This is a genomic window from Streptomyces acidicola (assembly GCF_009377235.1).
In the GTDB taxonomy this organism is placed as follows: domain Bacteria; phylum Actinomycetota; class Actinomycetes; order Streptomycetales; family Streptomycetaceae; genus Streptomyces; species Streptomyces acidicola.
On sequence record NZ_VMNX01000247.1, the window covers coordinates 1 to 14,216 of the forward strand.

At 66.7% G+C, this 14,216-nt stretch carries 12 protein-coding genes and 5 pseudogenes; 9 read left to right on the forward strand and 8 right to left on the reverse strand.

Annotated features, from left to right (window positions below):
• Positions 1-221: 221 nt before the first annotated feature.
• Entirely contained in the window at positions 222-1,040 is an 819-nt protein-coding gene (locus tag FPZ41_RS38520) for an IS630 family transposase (RefSeq protein ID WP_228023262.1), read from the reverse strand.
• A gap of 6 nt (positions 1,041-1,046) precedes the next feature.
• Between FPZ41_RS38520 and FPZ41_RS38525 the strand changes: the two are divergent.
• Positions 1,047-1,491, forward strand: a pseudogene (locus FPZ41_RS38525) (transposase); the annotation flags it as partial.
• Positions 1,492-1,561: 70 nt separating this feature from the next.
• Here FPZ41_RS38525 and FPZ41_RS38530 read toward each other — a convergent pair.
• From FPZ41_RS38530 to FPZ41_RS38540, 4 genes and pseudogenes are all read right to left on the reverse strand, one after another.
• Complete coding sequence (locus FPZ41_RS38530; RefSeq protein WP_152868459.1) at positions 1,562-1,996, reverse strand: VOC family protein; 435 nt, start codon at positions 1,994-1,996, stop codon at positions 1,562-1,564.
• 77 nt (positions 1,997-2,073) lie between these two features.
• Positions 2,074-2,450 (reverse strand): annotated as a pseudogene (locus tag FPZ41_RS50650) (IS256 family transposase); the annotation flags it as partial.
• Between the two features lie 122 nt (positions 2,451-2,572).
• Positions 2,573-4,015, reverse strand: coding sequence for an alpha/beta hydrolase (locus FPZ41_RS38535; RefSeq protein ID WP_152868461.1), 1,443 nt, complete (start codon positions 4,013-4,015; stop codon positions 2,573-2,575).
• Between the two features lie 625 nt (positions 4,016-4,640).
• Entirely contained in the window at positions 4,641-5,516 is an 876-nt protein-coding gene (locus FPZ41_RS38540; protein ID WP_152868463.1) for a PhzF family phenazine biosynthesis protein, read from the reverse strand.
• A 327-nt stretch (positions 5,517-5,843) separates the two neighbouring features.
• On the opposite strand from FPZ41_RS38540, the gene FPZ41_RS49675 reads away from it, so the two are divergent.
• Positions 5,844-5,972, forward strand: a complete 129-nt coding sequence (locus FPZ41_RS49675) for a hypothetical protein (protein WP_265584281.1) — start codon at positions 5,844-5,846, stop codon at positions 5,970-5,972.
• Here the strand turns inward: FPZ41_RS49675 and FPZ41_RS38545 are convergent.
• A pseudogene (locus FPZ41_RS38545) lies at positions 5,965-6,351 on the reverse strand (transposase); the annotation flags it as partial. The gene FPZ41_RS49675 and the pseudogene FPZ41_RS38545 sit on opposite strands and share 8 nt — an antisense overlap.
• A gap of 90 nt (positions 6,352-6,441) precedes the next feature.
• Positions 6,442-7,143: a 2-phosphosulfolactate phosphatase gene (locus FPZ41_RS38550; RefSeq protein WP_152868465.1), complete on the reverse strand. Its 702-nt coding sequence runs from the start codon at positions 7,141-7,143 to the stop codon at positions 6,442-6,444.
• A gap of 1,070 nt (positions 7,144-8,213) precedes the next feature.
• Between FPZ41_RS38550 and FPZ41_RS38560 the strand changes: the two genes are divergently transcribed.
• Positions 8,214-8,768: a dihydrofolate reductase family protein gene (locus FPZ41_RS38560; protein WP_152868467.1), complete on the forward strand. Its 555-nt coding sequence runs from the start codon at positions 8,214-8,216 to the stop codon at positions 8,766-8,768.
• Positions 8,769-8,964: 196 nt separating this feature from the next.
• Here the strand turns inward: FPZ41_RS38560 and FPZ41_RS38565 are convergent.
• Positions 8,965-9,465: pseudogene (locus tag FPZ41_RS38565) on the reverse strand (ATP-binding protein); the annotation flags it as partial.
• Positions 9,466-9,551: 86 nt separating this feature from the next.
• Here FPZ41_RS38565 and FPZ41_RS49035 point away from each other — a divergent pair.
• The 6 genes and pseudogenes from FPZ41_RS49035 (at position 9,552) to FPZ41_RS38585 (ending at position 14,179) form a co-directional block, all read left to right on the forward strand.
• On the forward strand, positions 9,552-9,845 hold the full coding sequence (locus FPZ41_RS49035; RefSeq protein WP_228023263.1) for an FAD-dependent oxidoreductase: 294 nt from the start codon (positions 9,552-9,554) through the stop codon (positions 9,843-9,845).
• Positions 9,846-9,860: 15 nt separating this feature from the next.
• Entirely contained in the window at positions 9,861-10,148 is a 288-nt protein-coding gene (locus FPZ41_RS50455; RefSeq protein ID WP_407698874.1) for an oxidoreductase C-terminal domain-containing protein, read from the forward strand.
• Between the two features lie 19 nt (positions 10,149-10,167).
• Complete coding sequence (locus FPZ41_RS38575) at positions 10,168-11,346, forward strand: ROK family transcriptional regulator (protein WP_152868469.1); 1,179 nt, start codon at positions 10,168-10,170, stop codon at positions 11,344-11,346.
• Positions 11,347-11,475: 129 nt separating this feature from the next.
• A complete protein-coding gene (locus FPZ41_RS49045) occupies positions 11,476-11,988 on the forward strand; it encodes an extracellular solute-binding protein (RefSeq protein WP_228023264.1) in 513 nt (170 codons plus the stop codon).
• A 23-nt stretch (positions 11,989-12,011) separates the two neighbouring features.
• Positions 12,012-12,320 (forward strand): annotated as a pseudogene (locus FPZ41_RS49050) (carbohydrate ABC transporter permease); the annotation flags it as partial.
• A gap of 44 nt (positions 12,321-12,364) precedes the next feature.
• The gene (locus FPZ41_RS38585) at positions 12,365-14,179 is read left to right on the forward strand and encodes an alpha-galactosidase D (RefSeq protein ID WP_152868471.1); all 1,815 of its coding nucleotides are present in this window, start codon (positions 12,365-12,367) and stop codon (positions 14,177-14,179) included.
• Positions 14,180-14,216 lie beyond the last annotated feature (37 nt).

Sequence of the window (14,216 nt, forward strand, 5' to 3'; positions counted from 1 at the left end):
GACCACCGCCTTCGGTACGGACACGCGGGTAGGACCCGATACGCTTCTTCACCTGGAGAGTGCTTCTTTCACGCGACGACCTGGACCCTAGACAAGTCCCATCGTTGCAGGTCAGGAGCACTCTTCGTGTTTCTGATCAACCACCGGACGCCCTGCCGCGTGAAAGCGCGAGGCTAAAGGGTTGTTCCGCAATCTCCGGCTGCTTGTTCCCCGATGGCTGCTCAGGGGCCAGCAGGGGATCGTCGGCGTTGAGGGTGCAGCGGATGCCTGCGTGCAGCAGCAGCGGGAGGGCCGTTCCGGTTCGGCCTGCACTCGCCCAGCACTTCACCGGTCGTGACGTTCAGCGCGGCGAACAGATTCGTGGTGCCGTGCCGCACATAGTCGTGGGTGCGCTTCTCCGTGGCCGCGAAGGCCACCGGCAGCACTGGCTGGGTCCGGTCCAGGGCTTGCACCTGCGTCTTCTCGTCGATCGACAGCACCACGGCGCTACCGGGCGGGGCCAGGTACAGGCCGACGACGTCGGCGACCTTCTCCGCGAACGCCGGGTCTTTCGAGATCTTGAAGGTGCCCGAGCGGTGCGGCTTCAGATTCTCCTCACGCCAGATGCGGGCGATGTAATGCCAGGACACCGAGACGCCCTCCCGCCGCTTCAGATGGTCGGCCAGCGTCCGCGTCGACCAGTGCGACAGGCCGGAATCCGCCGGCGGGGTCATCCTCGTCAAAGCGATCACCCGAGCCCGCACCCGCGGCGGCACCTGGGTACGCGGCCCGCCACGGCGCTTCTCCTCCAGACCGGCAAGGCCCCGCTCGGCATAACGGGCCTTGCAGCGGTCCACCGTCAGCGGCGCCACACCAGCGAGCTCGGCGATGTCCTTACGCCGCCGCCCCTCGCCGGACCACAACACGATCCGCGCACGAAGCGCCACATCGGCCGGAACATCCCGCGACCCGGCCAACTCCCTCAGTTCCGACATCTGTTCAGAGGAGAGATCCATACCAGACTCAACGATCACAGAAGTCTCAGGTTCCATGAACAGCATCACGAGACACTAGTACCCACGCGGGATCATACGGTTGCCGAGCAGTCGAAGAACTACCGGTACTCGACCCACCCACCAGGTCGTCATCGACGCCGATACCCGACTCGTCGTCGCCGTCGGCCGACCGGTCACCGGCAACCGCAACGATTGCAAGGCGTGGGAACTTTCCGGTGCGAAGGCCGCCGTCGGCCGGGCCACAGTCATCGCGGACGGCGGCTATCGGGGCACCGGCCTGTTCATCCCGCACCGCCGTGAACGCGGCCAGACCGAACTGCCAGCTTGGAAAGAGGAGCACAACATTTCTCACCGCAATGTCTGGGCACGCGTCGAGCACGCCTTCGCGCGGATGAAGGCATGGAAGATCCTTTGTGACTGCCGTCTGAAAGGCGACGGCGTTCACACCGCCATGCTCGGTATCGCCCGGCTGCACAACCTCGCCCTCACGGGGTAACTCCCGCCCCGTACGAGGACCAGAGAGGCCCGGGGGAGGCGGCTCCCTGCCTCCCCGGCTCGGAGAATGCTCAGTCGATACAGAATTCGTTGCCCTCGATGTCCAGCATCGGGATGCACGACTCGTTTTCCTCATCGGCATACAGCGTTTGCACGTGGGTCGCACCGAGCGCAACCAGTCGTGCGCACTCAGCTTCGAGCGTGGCGAGGCGCTCGTCCCCCACGAGCCCGGTGCCGACCCGGACGTCGAGATGCACCCGGTTCTTGACGATCTTGCCTTCGGGGACGCGCTGGAAGTACAGGCGCGGGCCCACACCTGAGGGATCACTGCAGGCGAACCATGAACCCTGCTTCTCAGGGGGCAGGGTGCGGTTGAAGCCCTCCCAGGTGGTGAATCCCTCCGGTGGCGGCGGTGTGACGTACCCCAACACCTCGCACCAGAAACGAGCGAGGCGCTCAGGTTCTGCGCAGTCGAAGGTGACTTGGAACTTCTTGAGCGCTGACATCGGCGCACCATAGCAGGCGGGCTCTGCCGCTCATTTCCCCAGGCGGATCCGCCCGCCACCCGTCGCAGTTGGGGGACATCCCTTAGGCGGACGCTGGGCTGGATGCCGTCGGCCCACACGAACACATAGCCAACTTCGGACAGGTCAGAGGAGCGGAAGAAATGCTCCAGGGCGGGTACGAAGCGGCCAGATGACAAGCCGTGCAGGTAGAGCAGCGGCAGCACCTCGCCGATCTTCGGCGACTTGCGGCACCACGGCCGCAGGCGATAGCCGTTGCGGACCACGAGGCGGCGCCCCTGGTCGTCGCCTTCATCGGCCAACTCGGCTACATAGGCGTTAGCTTCGTCATCCAGTGCGGCGCCCACACATCCGTCGCGGGCCTTACCCGGACATTCTCGTCCAGCAGCGAACTGCCGCTTGGCGTGGTGCCGTCCTCGTTGACTACCGTAAGCACGGGTGTGCCTTCCCCGACCGGCGCAGCAACGTCGGCCTTGCTCCATGACCTATCGATCGATCCATCATTGCTCGATCTCCTCGGAACACCGATCTCACCACTGCCCGTGCTGATCGCCCGTACTACGGGACGATGCCCACACCGTCGAGTCGGCTCCAGGACTTTTCCTGAGAGGCTGTCATGGCTGGCCATGACAGTCCTCCTGGCCGCGGTCGGACCCGGGAGTCGTACGGGAGAGGTCGGAAGTCTGCATCGTAGAAGCACCCCGTGCCGTAGGTGCGGTCGAAGGAGGCACATGATGACGCAATGGACTGCGGCGTCGGCTTTTTACCCGTGCGTACCCAGGCAGCCAGCGAGGCAACGGAGTTGGCGTACTCAGCGTTACTCAGCTCGCTGTGCTCGCTCTCGTTGGTAAAGGTCTGCACGAGGTTCTTGTCGCGATGTGCGTTCTTGAGAGTCGCCCCGTATGCAGCCTCATGCTCGACGAATGCGGTGGGGTCGTTGATGGCATGCATGGTGAGCACAGGGATCGAAACCTGCCCGGTGAGATCGCTGTCATAGGACAGATCGCGCTGGGCATCGGGGTCGGCGGAAAAACGCTCGACCCCCGCGTTCAGCGCCTTGTCGTCATGTGAACCGGAGTACCACACGCCGTCGTTACTGAAAGGATTCCGGTCGCCAAGCCGATTGTGCACGATGTCGCGGAAGGTGAACACGGAAAAGCGCAGGTGCGATTCCAGCGTCCGCTCCGGGATATGTGTGACGGTGAGGATGTCGTCAAGGTTGCGTTGCTGCAGTGGGGTGCGCTCCTGTGGAGCTGAGGCATATCCAGTGCACTCCTGCAGGCGGGCCCGCAGGCCTGCAGTTGTCAGGGTCGACGCGGGACGCAGTCCCTGCCACAGCGGGTACTGAGGTTCGCTGGGGAGAGGAAGGTTTTGGCAGTAGTACTGATAGACCGCCCGAAGATCGACGCGGTAGTCGTAGCCGCGGGAGCCGCCGGCCAGAACGCCGTTCGTGAGCAGGGCGCCGTCGTAGGGACCCTGCTTCTTGCCGTACTTCTCCACGACCTTGGCAGCGACGTTCCCGCCCCAGGACTGACCGTGCACGTACGTGCGTTCCGGCTTGCCGAATTCGTCCACGAACAGCCGACGCAGATTCTCCGTGTCCACAGCAGCCATTCGGGTTCCATAACCACCGCGCCGGTAGGATGAACCTGCCCAGGCATAGCCCTCGTCCACCATCACAGACCAACGATCCAGGTCGCTGGTGCTCCTCTCCGGATCTGATCCTTCACCCAAGTCGGGGCCGCCGTGAGCGTGAACGATCAGTGAGCCGTTCCAGTGCTTGGGCACGGCGATTGCGTAGAAAGCTCCGTTAGCGTCCTGGCCCTTGTAGCAGGTGGCCTTGCCCTCCACATTTGAGGGGCACGCCGTCAATGCAGGCTGCGGTTGGGCAGCTTGAACCGGACTGATGCCACTCAAGGACCCAGCGACGATGCCGGCGATGCCGGCGACCAGTGTTCCCCTCCGTCGCATGCGGGACCGGGGGCGTGGAGGGGAAGGCATGTTCCTGCTTGAGCTGTGCAAGGCAACGCTCCAGAACTCAGTGGCGCAGCATCACGCCGAGTGAGGCGATGCTAGGAATGCACCTGTTGGAGCACCATGGATCACTCAGTTCTGTTCATACTGTGCACACATGCTCGCCCGGTGGACCCACCGCATCGACACAGAACTGTCCTACTGACTCCTCGACGGCGTCACCGACGCCGCCGCCGTCTTCAACGGCCCCTACGAACGCCTCAAACAGAAGTGGATAAGCATGCGACGCTCAGAGGGACGGGGTGATCTCGGTTGGCAACTCCTCTGCCAGAAGCTCCATCTCCAGCGCTCGCCCCTCGGGGGCAACTCTCGCCGCGCTCTGCGACATCGCCAAAGCGGTAGTCGGATCTGCCATCCTCCGGAAACGCAGTTCAGGAGAACGACTGGCGGCGGGAGAGTCTGAAGCAATGGCATGGTCACGCTGTGACTGGTGTGATCACGGCATCGGAGCGTTCCTGGATAAGACGCCGCGTAGACAGGTGCGGTCAGCTACCTCGGCGGCAGGACGGGCACGGTCCTGGCGATCATGGAGTTGTGACGTTCTGTGATCACTGGGGAGACCTGTGTCTGCCCTGCCGTCACGGCTGGAGCCTTAGCTGATGCGCGTTCCCGTGCCGCTGACACGGACGCGCGGGTCACCCGCGCGCAGCGTCACCGAGAGCTCGCCAGGGCGGCCCAGGTCCTCGCCCTGATGCAGGGTGAGGACGGCGTCCTCGGGGACCAGGCCGAGCTCACGGGCGTACGCACCGAACGCGGCCGCCGCAGCGCCGGTTGCCGGGTCCTCGACGACGCCGCCGACGGGGAACGGGTCACGGACATGGAAGACGGTGGCCGACTCCCGCCACACCAACTGGACCGTGGTCAGGTCCAAGCGGTGCATCAGGGCTTCGAGGCGCGCGAAGTCGTACGCGAGATCCGCGAGGCGCGCGCGTGTCGCAGCCGCGAGAACGAGATGGCGGGCGCCTGCGAACGCGATACGGGGCGGGAAGGCCGGGTCGAGATCCGTGGTCGGCCAGTCGAGCGCGGCGAGCGCCTCCGTGAGGTCGGCGTCGGCGACCTCCTTGATGCGCGGCTCGACACTGGTGAGGGTGGCCCGGACCGTCCCGTCCTCCTCGGCCACCTCCACCGGTACGGTGCCGGCGCGCGTCGCGAATACCAGTTCCCCAGGACCTGTCCGCTCGGCGAGCGCGACGGCGGTCGCGATGGTGGCGTGCCCGCAGAACGGCACCTCGGCCTTGGGGCTGAAGTAACGGATGCTGTACGCCCGTCCTTTCTGCCCGCCGAGACCCTCCGGGGGCGCGGTCAGGAACGCGGACTCGGAGTATCCGAGCTCGGCGGCGATGGCCAGCATGTCGCTGTCTTCGAGGGCGGTGGCATCCAGAACGACGCCGGCGGGGTTTCCGCCGTCGGGGGCACTGGAGAAGGCGGTGTATCGCAGTACCTCGGGCCGCGGCGCATTCGTCGTCATGTTTGCGGCAACGCGGGTTGGGTCCGCGGCTATTCCTGGACGCGAGACCAGGGCTTCCCGGCGCGGGTGCATCTGGCCTGGGAGTTGCCGAGGACCCGGATGCCGGGTTGAAGGCCAGGACGTGGCGGGTGATGTATGAGCTGGGTCCGGTATCCGAGGACGGCAGCAGAACGCGGGGCTACCCGTGGGAGTTGGGGCGTGCGTAGAACGTGACGTGTTGCCTGACGGATGCCGAGTGACGGCTCTAGGACCTGAAGCGGGGGCCCGTATGGGTTCCGTCAAGGGAATCGGGCTGCGTTCGGGCGAGGTGCAGGGCAGCATGGCTTGATGCCTGACCTGTTGTGGGATGACGTCAAAAACTTCTTCGAACCCGATCTGATGGGTTCGCTGCCGGACGTGCGTGTCCCCGACACTTCGGTGGAGGACTGGCAGGCGGTGCTTGATCGGCTCACGTGACTGCCACCGGCCGGGATTCGTAGAAGGTTCCGTCGCGGAGCATGGCGAAGAGGACGTCGGCCCGGCGCCTGGCGAGGCAGAGCAGTGCCTGGGTGTGATGCTTGCCCTGGGCGATCTTCTTGTCGTAGTAGGCCCGGGGGTCCGGGTCGGCGAGGGCGGCGAACTCGGAGAGGAAGAAGCCCCGTTTGAGCTGCTTGTTTCCTCTCCTGGAGGGCTGTTCGCCGCGGATTGAGGAGCCCGAGCTGCGGGTCGCCGGGGCGAGGCCGGCGTAGGCGGCGAGGTGGCCGACGGTGGGGAAGTTGCTGCCGTCGCCGACCTCGACCAGGATGCGGGCTCCGGTCCTGACGCCAACTCCCGGCATGGACGTCAGGACTTTGCCCCCAGGCCCTGGCTCGCCTCGCCGCCCAGCAACCAAGCCGCCGCTGGCAATGTCAGCTCTCGCATGGCGAGAGTTGGACCTCACCAACGATCAGATCGAAGCCTCGTCGGTCAGCGAAGGCACGGCGCACGGACGGAGGACCATGAGCGAGCCTTCCAAGGTCGCCACCATGGCAAACAGGAACCGGTCGAGCTCAAGACAGAGTGCGACGTCATCAGGATGGACTCCTTGACGCACACCCCCTGCCAGCTCGGCGGCGGCGCGCGACTCGCCGGCGCGGCGGAGGAATTCAGCTGCATCCGTCCCAGCCTCGGTGGCCCTCCGAGCGATGTATTGAGCGCACGCCAGATCTTCATCGGCGCGCCCGTCGTCGCCAGTGACCACGAACGTGACACTGTCGCACTCGCGTGTCCGCAAGAGCCGAGCTGTTGCCTCCGCCACCACGAAGCTGGCGCACAGCACCAGCGATGCCTCCTTGACGGCGAGGGCGCCGACCGTCCCCGCCGTGGTCTTCTGCACAACGGTCCGTCCGCGAAGGTCAACAGCCCGCAGCAGGCCCGGCGAGTTGACCATGTCGAACCCGGGCGCGGGCGGACCGTCTTTGATCGCCACCCAATCCGGGTGGCGAGCCTTGAGCGCCAGGGCTTCGTCCAGCGACTCAGCAAGAACGATCTTTTCCGCCCCCTGGTCAAAGGCCCACGCAGCCACGGTGAAAGCACGCATAACGTCGACTACGACCGCCACGGATGGGGCTTCGACCAGCTCAGCGATGCCAAGGAAACCAGCGTCCATTCCGATCATGATCGCGCATGCCTGACCCGAAGCACCCAGAGAGTGGTACGCATCACATTGGCGGTATCGGAATGCAACACATCCAGCTGCCTGCGTCGCAAAAGCGGTCCGCAGCCAGTCGACGTGCACGACATCGAGACGTTCCTGGCCGCTCAGCCCCAAGCACCGGCCGCGGCGGCTGCAGATCGCCCGGCAGTTCTTCCGCTTTGCCAAGAGCCACAAGATGATCCTCTTCGACCCCACCAGCGGACTGTCGGCGAAGGCACCCAAGGGCTTCATCGACCAGACCCTCACCCTCGACCAGCAGCGACGCCTCTTCCGAAGGTGGGCCAGCGGTCCCGCCGTTCACCCGCACGAGGCATTGCTGGGCATTCTCTCCCTGCGCGGCGCCTCCAGCAGCGAGGTCAGCCACCTGCGGCTGGATGACGTCCATCCGACCAGCCGCACCATCCGCCTCGGGCAACGCCCCCACCCGGTGCCCCTCGACCCGATCAGCTGGACTGCCGTGCAGCGGTGCCTGGCTCATCGTGAAACCCAGCGCACCAGCAACCCGCACGTGATGGTCACCCAAGGCACCATGGCCGGCCGATCCCCGGCCTCCACCGCCTATGTCAGCCATGTCCTGGACGCCTGCAGCCTCCCGCCCGGATGCCGCGCTCCACCCGCCTGGTCGACACCATGGACCCCAAACTCGTCGCGGCCCCTTCGGGATGGACCCCGAGGGCGTCATGATCTATCTCGCCGACCATGTCCATGAGGGCCGCCTACTCGACCAGAACGAAATAGGATCATGATGCGATCTCCGCTTGCGAGCCGCTGACGTTGATCACTGCCGTGTTCATCACCGTCCTCGCTCACGCGGGTTTCACCGGCCACGACACCGACGTCCTGGAAGGCCTCTTCACCTCGGCCTGGAATCCGTACTGAGCGGCCTGGCCGTCCGGTTCCCCAACGGCCCCGGTCCATCTGGAAAAGCGACGTTTGGTGGCCCTGCCTGCGATGAGTTCCGGCGCTCCATCGGGTCTCCACTCCGGACGACCTCTACGACCTCTACGACCAAGGAGGAGTTTATGGGCAAGGTCATCTACTGGATGAACACCTCGATCGACGGCTACATCGAGGATTCCGACGGTGGCATGGACTTTATGGACCCGGCCGACGACTTTCACCAGGCGGCGAACGACCATGTTCGCCGGACCGCGGCGTTCCTGTTCGGGCGGCGGCTGTATGAGGCGATGGAAAAGCCCTGGACGCAGGACCTCGGCAAGGAAGACGCCCCGGCCGTCGAGCGGGAGTTCGCCCAGTTCTACAAGGAGACGCCGCGGTACGTCTTCTCCGACACCCTCCAGACCGTCCCCGAAGGGCTCACGATCGTCCGTCGCAAGGACGCCCTGTCCGTGGTGACGCGCCTCAAGCAGGAGATCGACGGCAACCTCCAGCTCGGCGGCCCTGAGCTGGCCGTCTCCCTGCTGGACCTGATCGACGAGTTCTGGGTGTACGCATTCCCCGTGATCGTCGGGGGCGGCAAGCCGTACCTGCCCGTGAGAGAAGAACTGCGGCTGCGCCTGGTCGAGCACCGTTCCCTCGCCTCAGGAACGATGTTCCGGCGCTACGTACGACCCTGACCGACCAGGAGCAGACCCCGCGCGGGCGCACCCACGAGGGGCCCAGTGGCCGTACGCCCGTGCGCGGTCCTGGACGAAGTGGCGCCCAGGTCACTGAACCCGTGACCTTTCGGCATCACCTTGCACAGGTTCGCACGAACATGTGTGCTTTTACAGACGACTCATTGGAGTCGATGGCGACGCTGTTTCTTATCTACCGCTCGGTCAGAACCTGGAACAGCAGTTCGGCGCCATGCCGGTCCAGTTCCGTGAATCCGAGCTCGTCGATACACAAAAGGTCGACGTGGCCGTGGCGGGCGATGGTCTTGTTCAGCTGCTTCTCGTCGGCGGCCTCGACCAGTTCGTTTCACCAGCTTCGCGGCGAGCGTGTAGCGGACGCGGTAGCCCTTCATGCTGGCCTCGGTGCCCAGGACGATGAGCATGTGGGACTTGCCGGTGCCTGAGTCGTCGATCAGGCAGAGGGGCTGCCCTTTCTTGATTCACTTGCAGCCGGCGAGCGTGTTGATCGTGGCCGTGTCGATGTTGGCGTTGGCGTCGAAGTCGAAAGCGTCGGTGGGCTCGCTCGTCGCACTCCGCCATCAGCAGCTCGGCGAGGAAGGCCCGATACGACATCTGGTCGCGTGCGGGCGCCTTCGGCGAGGTCGGCGAACTGCTGGCGGATGGACGGCAGCCTGAGCATGCGGCCTGCCTGGTCGATCGAGGCGGTGTCGGCTGTGGCCGACGTGGCCGTGGACGCGTCGGGACGTCGGGTGACCGGCGTCGAGGTGTCGACCTCCGGGGGTCATGGAGCGGCTCGACGTCGACCTCGTACTCGTCGGGATCGGCATGGAACCGGACACGCACCTGGCCTGCGCGGCGGGTCTGGACACCGACAACGGCATCGTCGTCGACGAGTTCGCCCGCACGAGCGACCCGGACATCCTCGCCATCGGCGACTGCGCCAACCGGCCCAGCGCCTACGCCGGCGGGCGCATCCGGCTGGAGTCGGCGCCCAACGCCATCGAGTACGCCAAGGTCGCCGCGGCGACGATCCTCGGCCGGCCGGCGTCCACGGCGATACGGTGGTTCTGGTCGTAGTAGTGCGACCTCAAGTTGCAGATGGTGGGCCTGTCGGCCGGTCATGACCGCTGCGTCACCCGCGGCTGCACGGGCCCGACCCTGTCGGCCTTCTACCTCACCGGCGACAGAGTGATCGCCGCCGACGTCATCGGCCGGCCGGCCGACTTCGCCACGGCAGCGTTGCCCTCAAGAAGTCGAAGATCAGGTACAGCCTTTGATTTCATGACAACAGTCCACCTACGCACGTCATTTGAAAGTAGAGCTGGGCTCGAAGTCAACCATCAAGGGGATCTTGCTTCTTTCATTGACAGCGGAAAATAAGCCGCCTAGGTTCCCGGCCATGTCCTCGCCCCCTCGTGCCGAGACGTTCCCGGCCAACACACCGGCCGTCTCGCAGATCTTCGTCACGGCCCTGTCCCAGGGCCCGCTCACCCGGCTGGAGTTGGCCCGGCGGGCAGGGCTGTCCCCGGCCGCCGTCACCAAGGCCGTACGGCCCCTCATCGAGGCCGGATACCTGGTGGAGAGCGTCGACGAGGACGCCCGCCCGGCGCTGGGCAGGCCCGCCAGCCTGGTGCGCGTCGACAGCGGACGGGCCCTGTTCGTCGGGATCAAGGTCACCGGCGACGAGGTCATCGGGGTCCTCACCGACCTCTGCTGCCGGGTGCTGCTCGCCCGGCGCCTGCCACTGGGCGACCGCGCACCTCGGGCGGTGCTGGCCACCCTGGCCGACCTGACGCAGGAACTGCTGGCCGAGGCGGACGGACTGGGCGTCCACGTCGTGGGCGCGGGCGTCGCCGTCTCCGGTGATGTGGACCGCGCGGAGGGCATGGTGCGGTACTCGCCGTTCCTGGAGTGGCGCGAGGTGCCGCTCGCGGAACTGGCCGCCATGACCACGGGCCTGCCGGTCACCATCGACAACGATGTCCGTGCCCTGACCGTCGCCGAGCAGTGGTTCGGCGCAGGCGTGGGCCTGTCCGACTTCGCCCTCGTCACCGTCGGCGCCGGCATCGGCTGCGGCCTGGTCGTGCACGGCCGGGTGGTCGCCGGGGCGCACGGCGTGGCCGGCGAGATCGGACACGTCACCGTCGACCCCGCCGGTCCCCTGTGCCACTGCGGCAACCGCGGCTGCGTCGAGGCCATCGCGGGCGACGCCGCACTCGTCGACCGGGTCCGCGCGGCCACCGGCGCCGAGGTCACCGACGCCGCCGAGGCCGCCGCACTGGCCCACGAGGGTGTCGCCGGGGCGCAGGAAGCGTACGCCAGGGCGGGCGAGGCAATCGGCCGGGGCATCGCCACCGTGGCCAACCTCCTCGGACCCGAACGCGTGATCATCTCCGGTGAGGGCCTGGCCGCCTACGACCTGTTCGCGGAGCAGATCCGCAACTCCTTCGCGGCGGCGGCTTTCGGCTCCGCCGCCCAGTGCGACGTACAGACCCGCCCGCTGCCCTTCGAGGAGTGGGCACGAGGGGCCGCCGCCACCGCCATCCATTCCTTCATCGGCTCGGGGTCACACCAGTGAGCGCCCCGGCACCCGTGTCCAGACCGAACCCGCACGTATGAGGAGCAGCCATGACGCTGCAGAGCCACCCATCGCCGGCACTTCGCCAAGAAGGGCCTCGCCAGCCCGGTCGACGAGGTGTGGGAGACAATGGGCGACGGCTTCAGCGACGCCGCCAAGCAGCTCTCCCGCGGCGAGGACGGCAAGTACTGCCTCGTACCGCTGTACAAGTACCCGTTGGCCGTCTTCTACCGCAAGAGCCTCTTTGTCGAGCGTGGTTATCAAGTCCCGAGAAACTGGGACGAGTTCGTCGCCCTGGCCCGGCGGATGCGGAAGGACTGCCTCTCTTCGGTCTCCTCCGGCTGCGGCGGCGGCGACAGGTGGTCCGTCCTCGGCGCCTTCGTCTACCTGAACCTGCGGGCCAACAGCTACGACTTCCACTTGTCGCGGCTGCGCGGCGGGGCCTCCTGGACCGACAAGGGAAGAGCGGCGACGGCCGGTCCCGGCAGGACGCCGCCCAGTCGGTGCTGGACAAGAAGACCGGCATGGCGGTCATCGGGCTCTTCCTCAGCCGGCACATCACCGACGAGAAGATTCGTGCCGACCGCGACAGCGACCCCGGCTTCACCTCCACCGTCGTCTTGCCCGGGCTGCCCGGCCTGATCGAGCGGCTCGGCCACCCGGACGACGGCGCCCCCGTGCGGCGGCAGTTCCTCCAGATCGTGCTGTCGCTGTGCCGGCCGGCCTTCGCCGCGCTCGCCACCCTCGAATCGATCTGGATCTACAACGACATCTTCTGGCCGCTCACCCTCATCGAGACCGGTGACGAACGGCCCATCACCTCCACCCTGGCCAACCTCCAGGGCCAGTACTTCACCAACCCCAACCTGATCGCGGCCGGAGCCCCGATGACCGCGATCCCCACGCTGCTGGTGTACTTCGCCCTTCGGCGCCAGTTCATCAGCGGACTCACCCTCGGCTCGGGCAAGGGCTGAGCCGCCCCTCCCCGCCGGAAACCCACCCCCAGGAGGCACGGCCCATGCGGTCATCCTCGTACTCCGTCCTGCCCGCACGCTCTCTGAGAGCCGCGGTCGTCCTGGCCCTCGTCGTCGGCATCGCGACGACCGCCCCGGCCGCCCATGCCAGCACCGGCAGCACCACCGAAACTGCCTCACCGGCCCTGGCCGCCAAGCCCTACATGGGCTGGTCCAGCTGGAGCATGCAGTCGTCGAAGTACCCCGGCCTCAACCCGGACGGCGACTACAGCTACCTCACCGAGGCCAACGTCCTCGAGCAGACGGACGCCCTGGCCGCGAAGCTGAAGAAGTACGGCTACGAGTACGTCAACATCGACGCCGGCTGGTGGCGCGACCGTGACTGGAAACCGGAGTTCGACCAGTACGCCCGGCAGAAGGCCGACCCGGTCCGCTTCCCCCGCGGCATGAAGCCCGTCGCCGAGGACATCCACGCCAAGGGCCTCAAGGCAGGCATCTACCTCCCCGTCGGCCTGGAGAAGGAGGCGTACAACGACGGCAAGCCGCCGATCTGGAACGCCGAGGGCTGCACCACCGCCGACATCGTCTACGACGACCTGCGCACCACCAACGGTTGGGACAGCGCCTACAAGATCGACTTCTCGGATCCCTGCGCGCAGAAGTACGTCGACTCCCAGGCACGGATGTTCGCCGACTGGGGCTACGACTTCCTCAAGCTCGACGGCGTCGGCCCCGGCTCCTTCAAGAGCGGCGAGAACTACGACAACGTCGCCGACGTCGCCGCCTGGCAGAAGGCCATCGCCGCCACCGGACGCCCGATCCACCTCGAACTGTCCTGGTCCCTGGACATCGGACACGCTGCCGACTGGAAGAAGTACTCCCAGGGCTGGCGCATCGACACCGACGTCGAGTGCTACTGCAACACCCTCGTCAGCTGGGAGAACTCGGTCGACGACCGCTGGGCCGACACCCCCGCCTGGACCCGGCACGCCGGCCCCGGCGGCTGGAACGACCTCGACGCCCTGAACGTCGGCAACGGCAAGATGGACGGCCTCACCAAGGCCGAACGGCAGAGCTACGCCACCCTGTGGGCCATCGCCAAGTCCCCGCTGTACACGGGTGACGACCTCACCCGCCTCGACTCCTACGGCCTGTCCCTGCTGACCAACAAGGAGGTGATCGCGGTCAACCAGGGCGACACCCCGCCCGCACACCTGGTCACCGCCTCCGACCCGCAGCAGGTGTGGGCCGCGAAGAACCCCGACGGCACCTACACCGTCGCGCTGTTCAACCTTGCCGACACCTCCGCCGCTGTCACCGCCGACTTCTCGGCCCTCGGCTTCACCGGCAAGGCCGCTGTCCGCGACCTGTGGAACCACGAGAACCTCGGCACCCACCGCGGCAGGATCATCCAGGCGCTGCCCGCCCACGGCTCCCGCCTGTTCACCGTCACCCCGAAGGGCGCCGCCGTGTCCCTGACCGGCTACGAGGCCGAGTCCGGGGACAACACCCTCGGCGGCAGCGCCTCCGTCGGCGACTGCTCGGCCTGCTCCGACGGTAAGAAGGTCGGCAACCTCTACCGGGGTGGCAAGCTCACCTTCAACGACGTCGTCGTCCCCGAGGCGGGCACCTACCAGGTGCGGATCTCCTACATCAGCGGCGACGCCCGGACGGCGTCCGTCTCCGCGAACGACGGCGGCGCGGTCCGTCACACCTTCGCCTCCACCGGTGACTGGGGGACCGTGTCGACCGCGACCGTCCCGGTCCAGCTCAAGGCGGGCTCCAACACCCTCACCATCGACAGCGGCTCCGACTACGCGCCGGACATCGACCGGATCGACGTACCCAAGTCGTCCTGACCTTCGTTTCCGGGGCCCGGCCCCTCCCCTGTCTCTT

Excerpts from the sequence above, each read along its gene's own strand:
- FPZ41_RS38520 (WP_228023262.1), bottom strand. The coding sequence starts at position 1,040 with ATGCTGTTCATGGAACCTGAGACTTCTGTGATCGTTGAGTCTGGTATG.
- FPZ41_RS38530 (WP_152868459.1), bottom strand. The coding sequence starts at position 1,996 with ATGTCAGCGCTCAAGAAGTTCCAAGTCACCTTCGACTGCGCAGAACCT.
- FPZ41_RS38535 (WP_152868461.1), bottom strand. The coding sequence starts at position 4,015 with ATGCCTTCCCCTCCACGCCCCCGGTCCCGCATGCGACGGAGGGGAACA.
- FPZ41_RS38540 (WP_152868463.1), bottom strand. The coding sequence starts at position 5,516 with ATGACGACGAATGCGCCGCGGCCCGAGGTACTGCGATACACCGCCTTC.
- FPZ41_RS49675 (WP_265584281.1), top strand. The coding sequence starts at position 5,844 with ATGCCTGACCTGTTGTGGGATGACGTCAAAAACTTCTTCGAACCCGAT.
- FPZ41_RS38550 (WP_152868465.1), bottom strand. The coding sequence starts at position 7,143 with ATGGACGCTGGTTTCCTTGGCATCGCTGAGCTGGTCGAAGCCCCATCC.
- FPZ41_RS38560 (WP_152868467.1), top strand. The coding sequence starts at position 8,214 with ATGGGCAAGGTCATCTACTGGATGAACACCTCGATCGACGGCTACATC.
- FPZ41_RS49035 (WP_228023263.1), top strand. The coding sequence starts at position 9,552 with ATGGAGCGGCTCGACGTCGACCTCGTACTCGTCGGGATCGGCATGGAA.
- FPZ41_RS38575 (WP_152868469.1), top strand. The coding sequence starts at position 10,168 with ATGTCCTCGCCCCCTCGTGCCGAGACGTTCCCGGCCAACACACCGGCC.
- FPZ41_RS49045 (WP_228023264.1), top strand. The coding sequence starts at position 11,476 with ATGGGCGACGGCTTCAGCGACGCCGCCAAGCAGCTCTCCCGCGGCGAG.
- FPZ41_RS38585 (WP_152868471.1), top strand. The coding sequence starts at position 12,365 with ATGCGGTCATCCTCGTACTCCGTCCTGCCCGCACGCTCTCTGAGAGCC.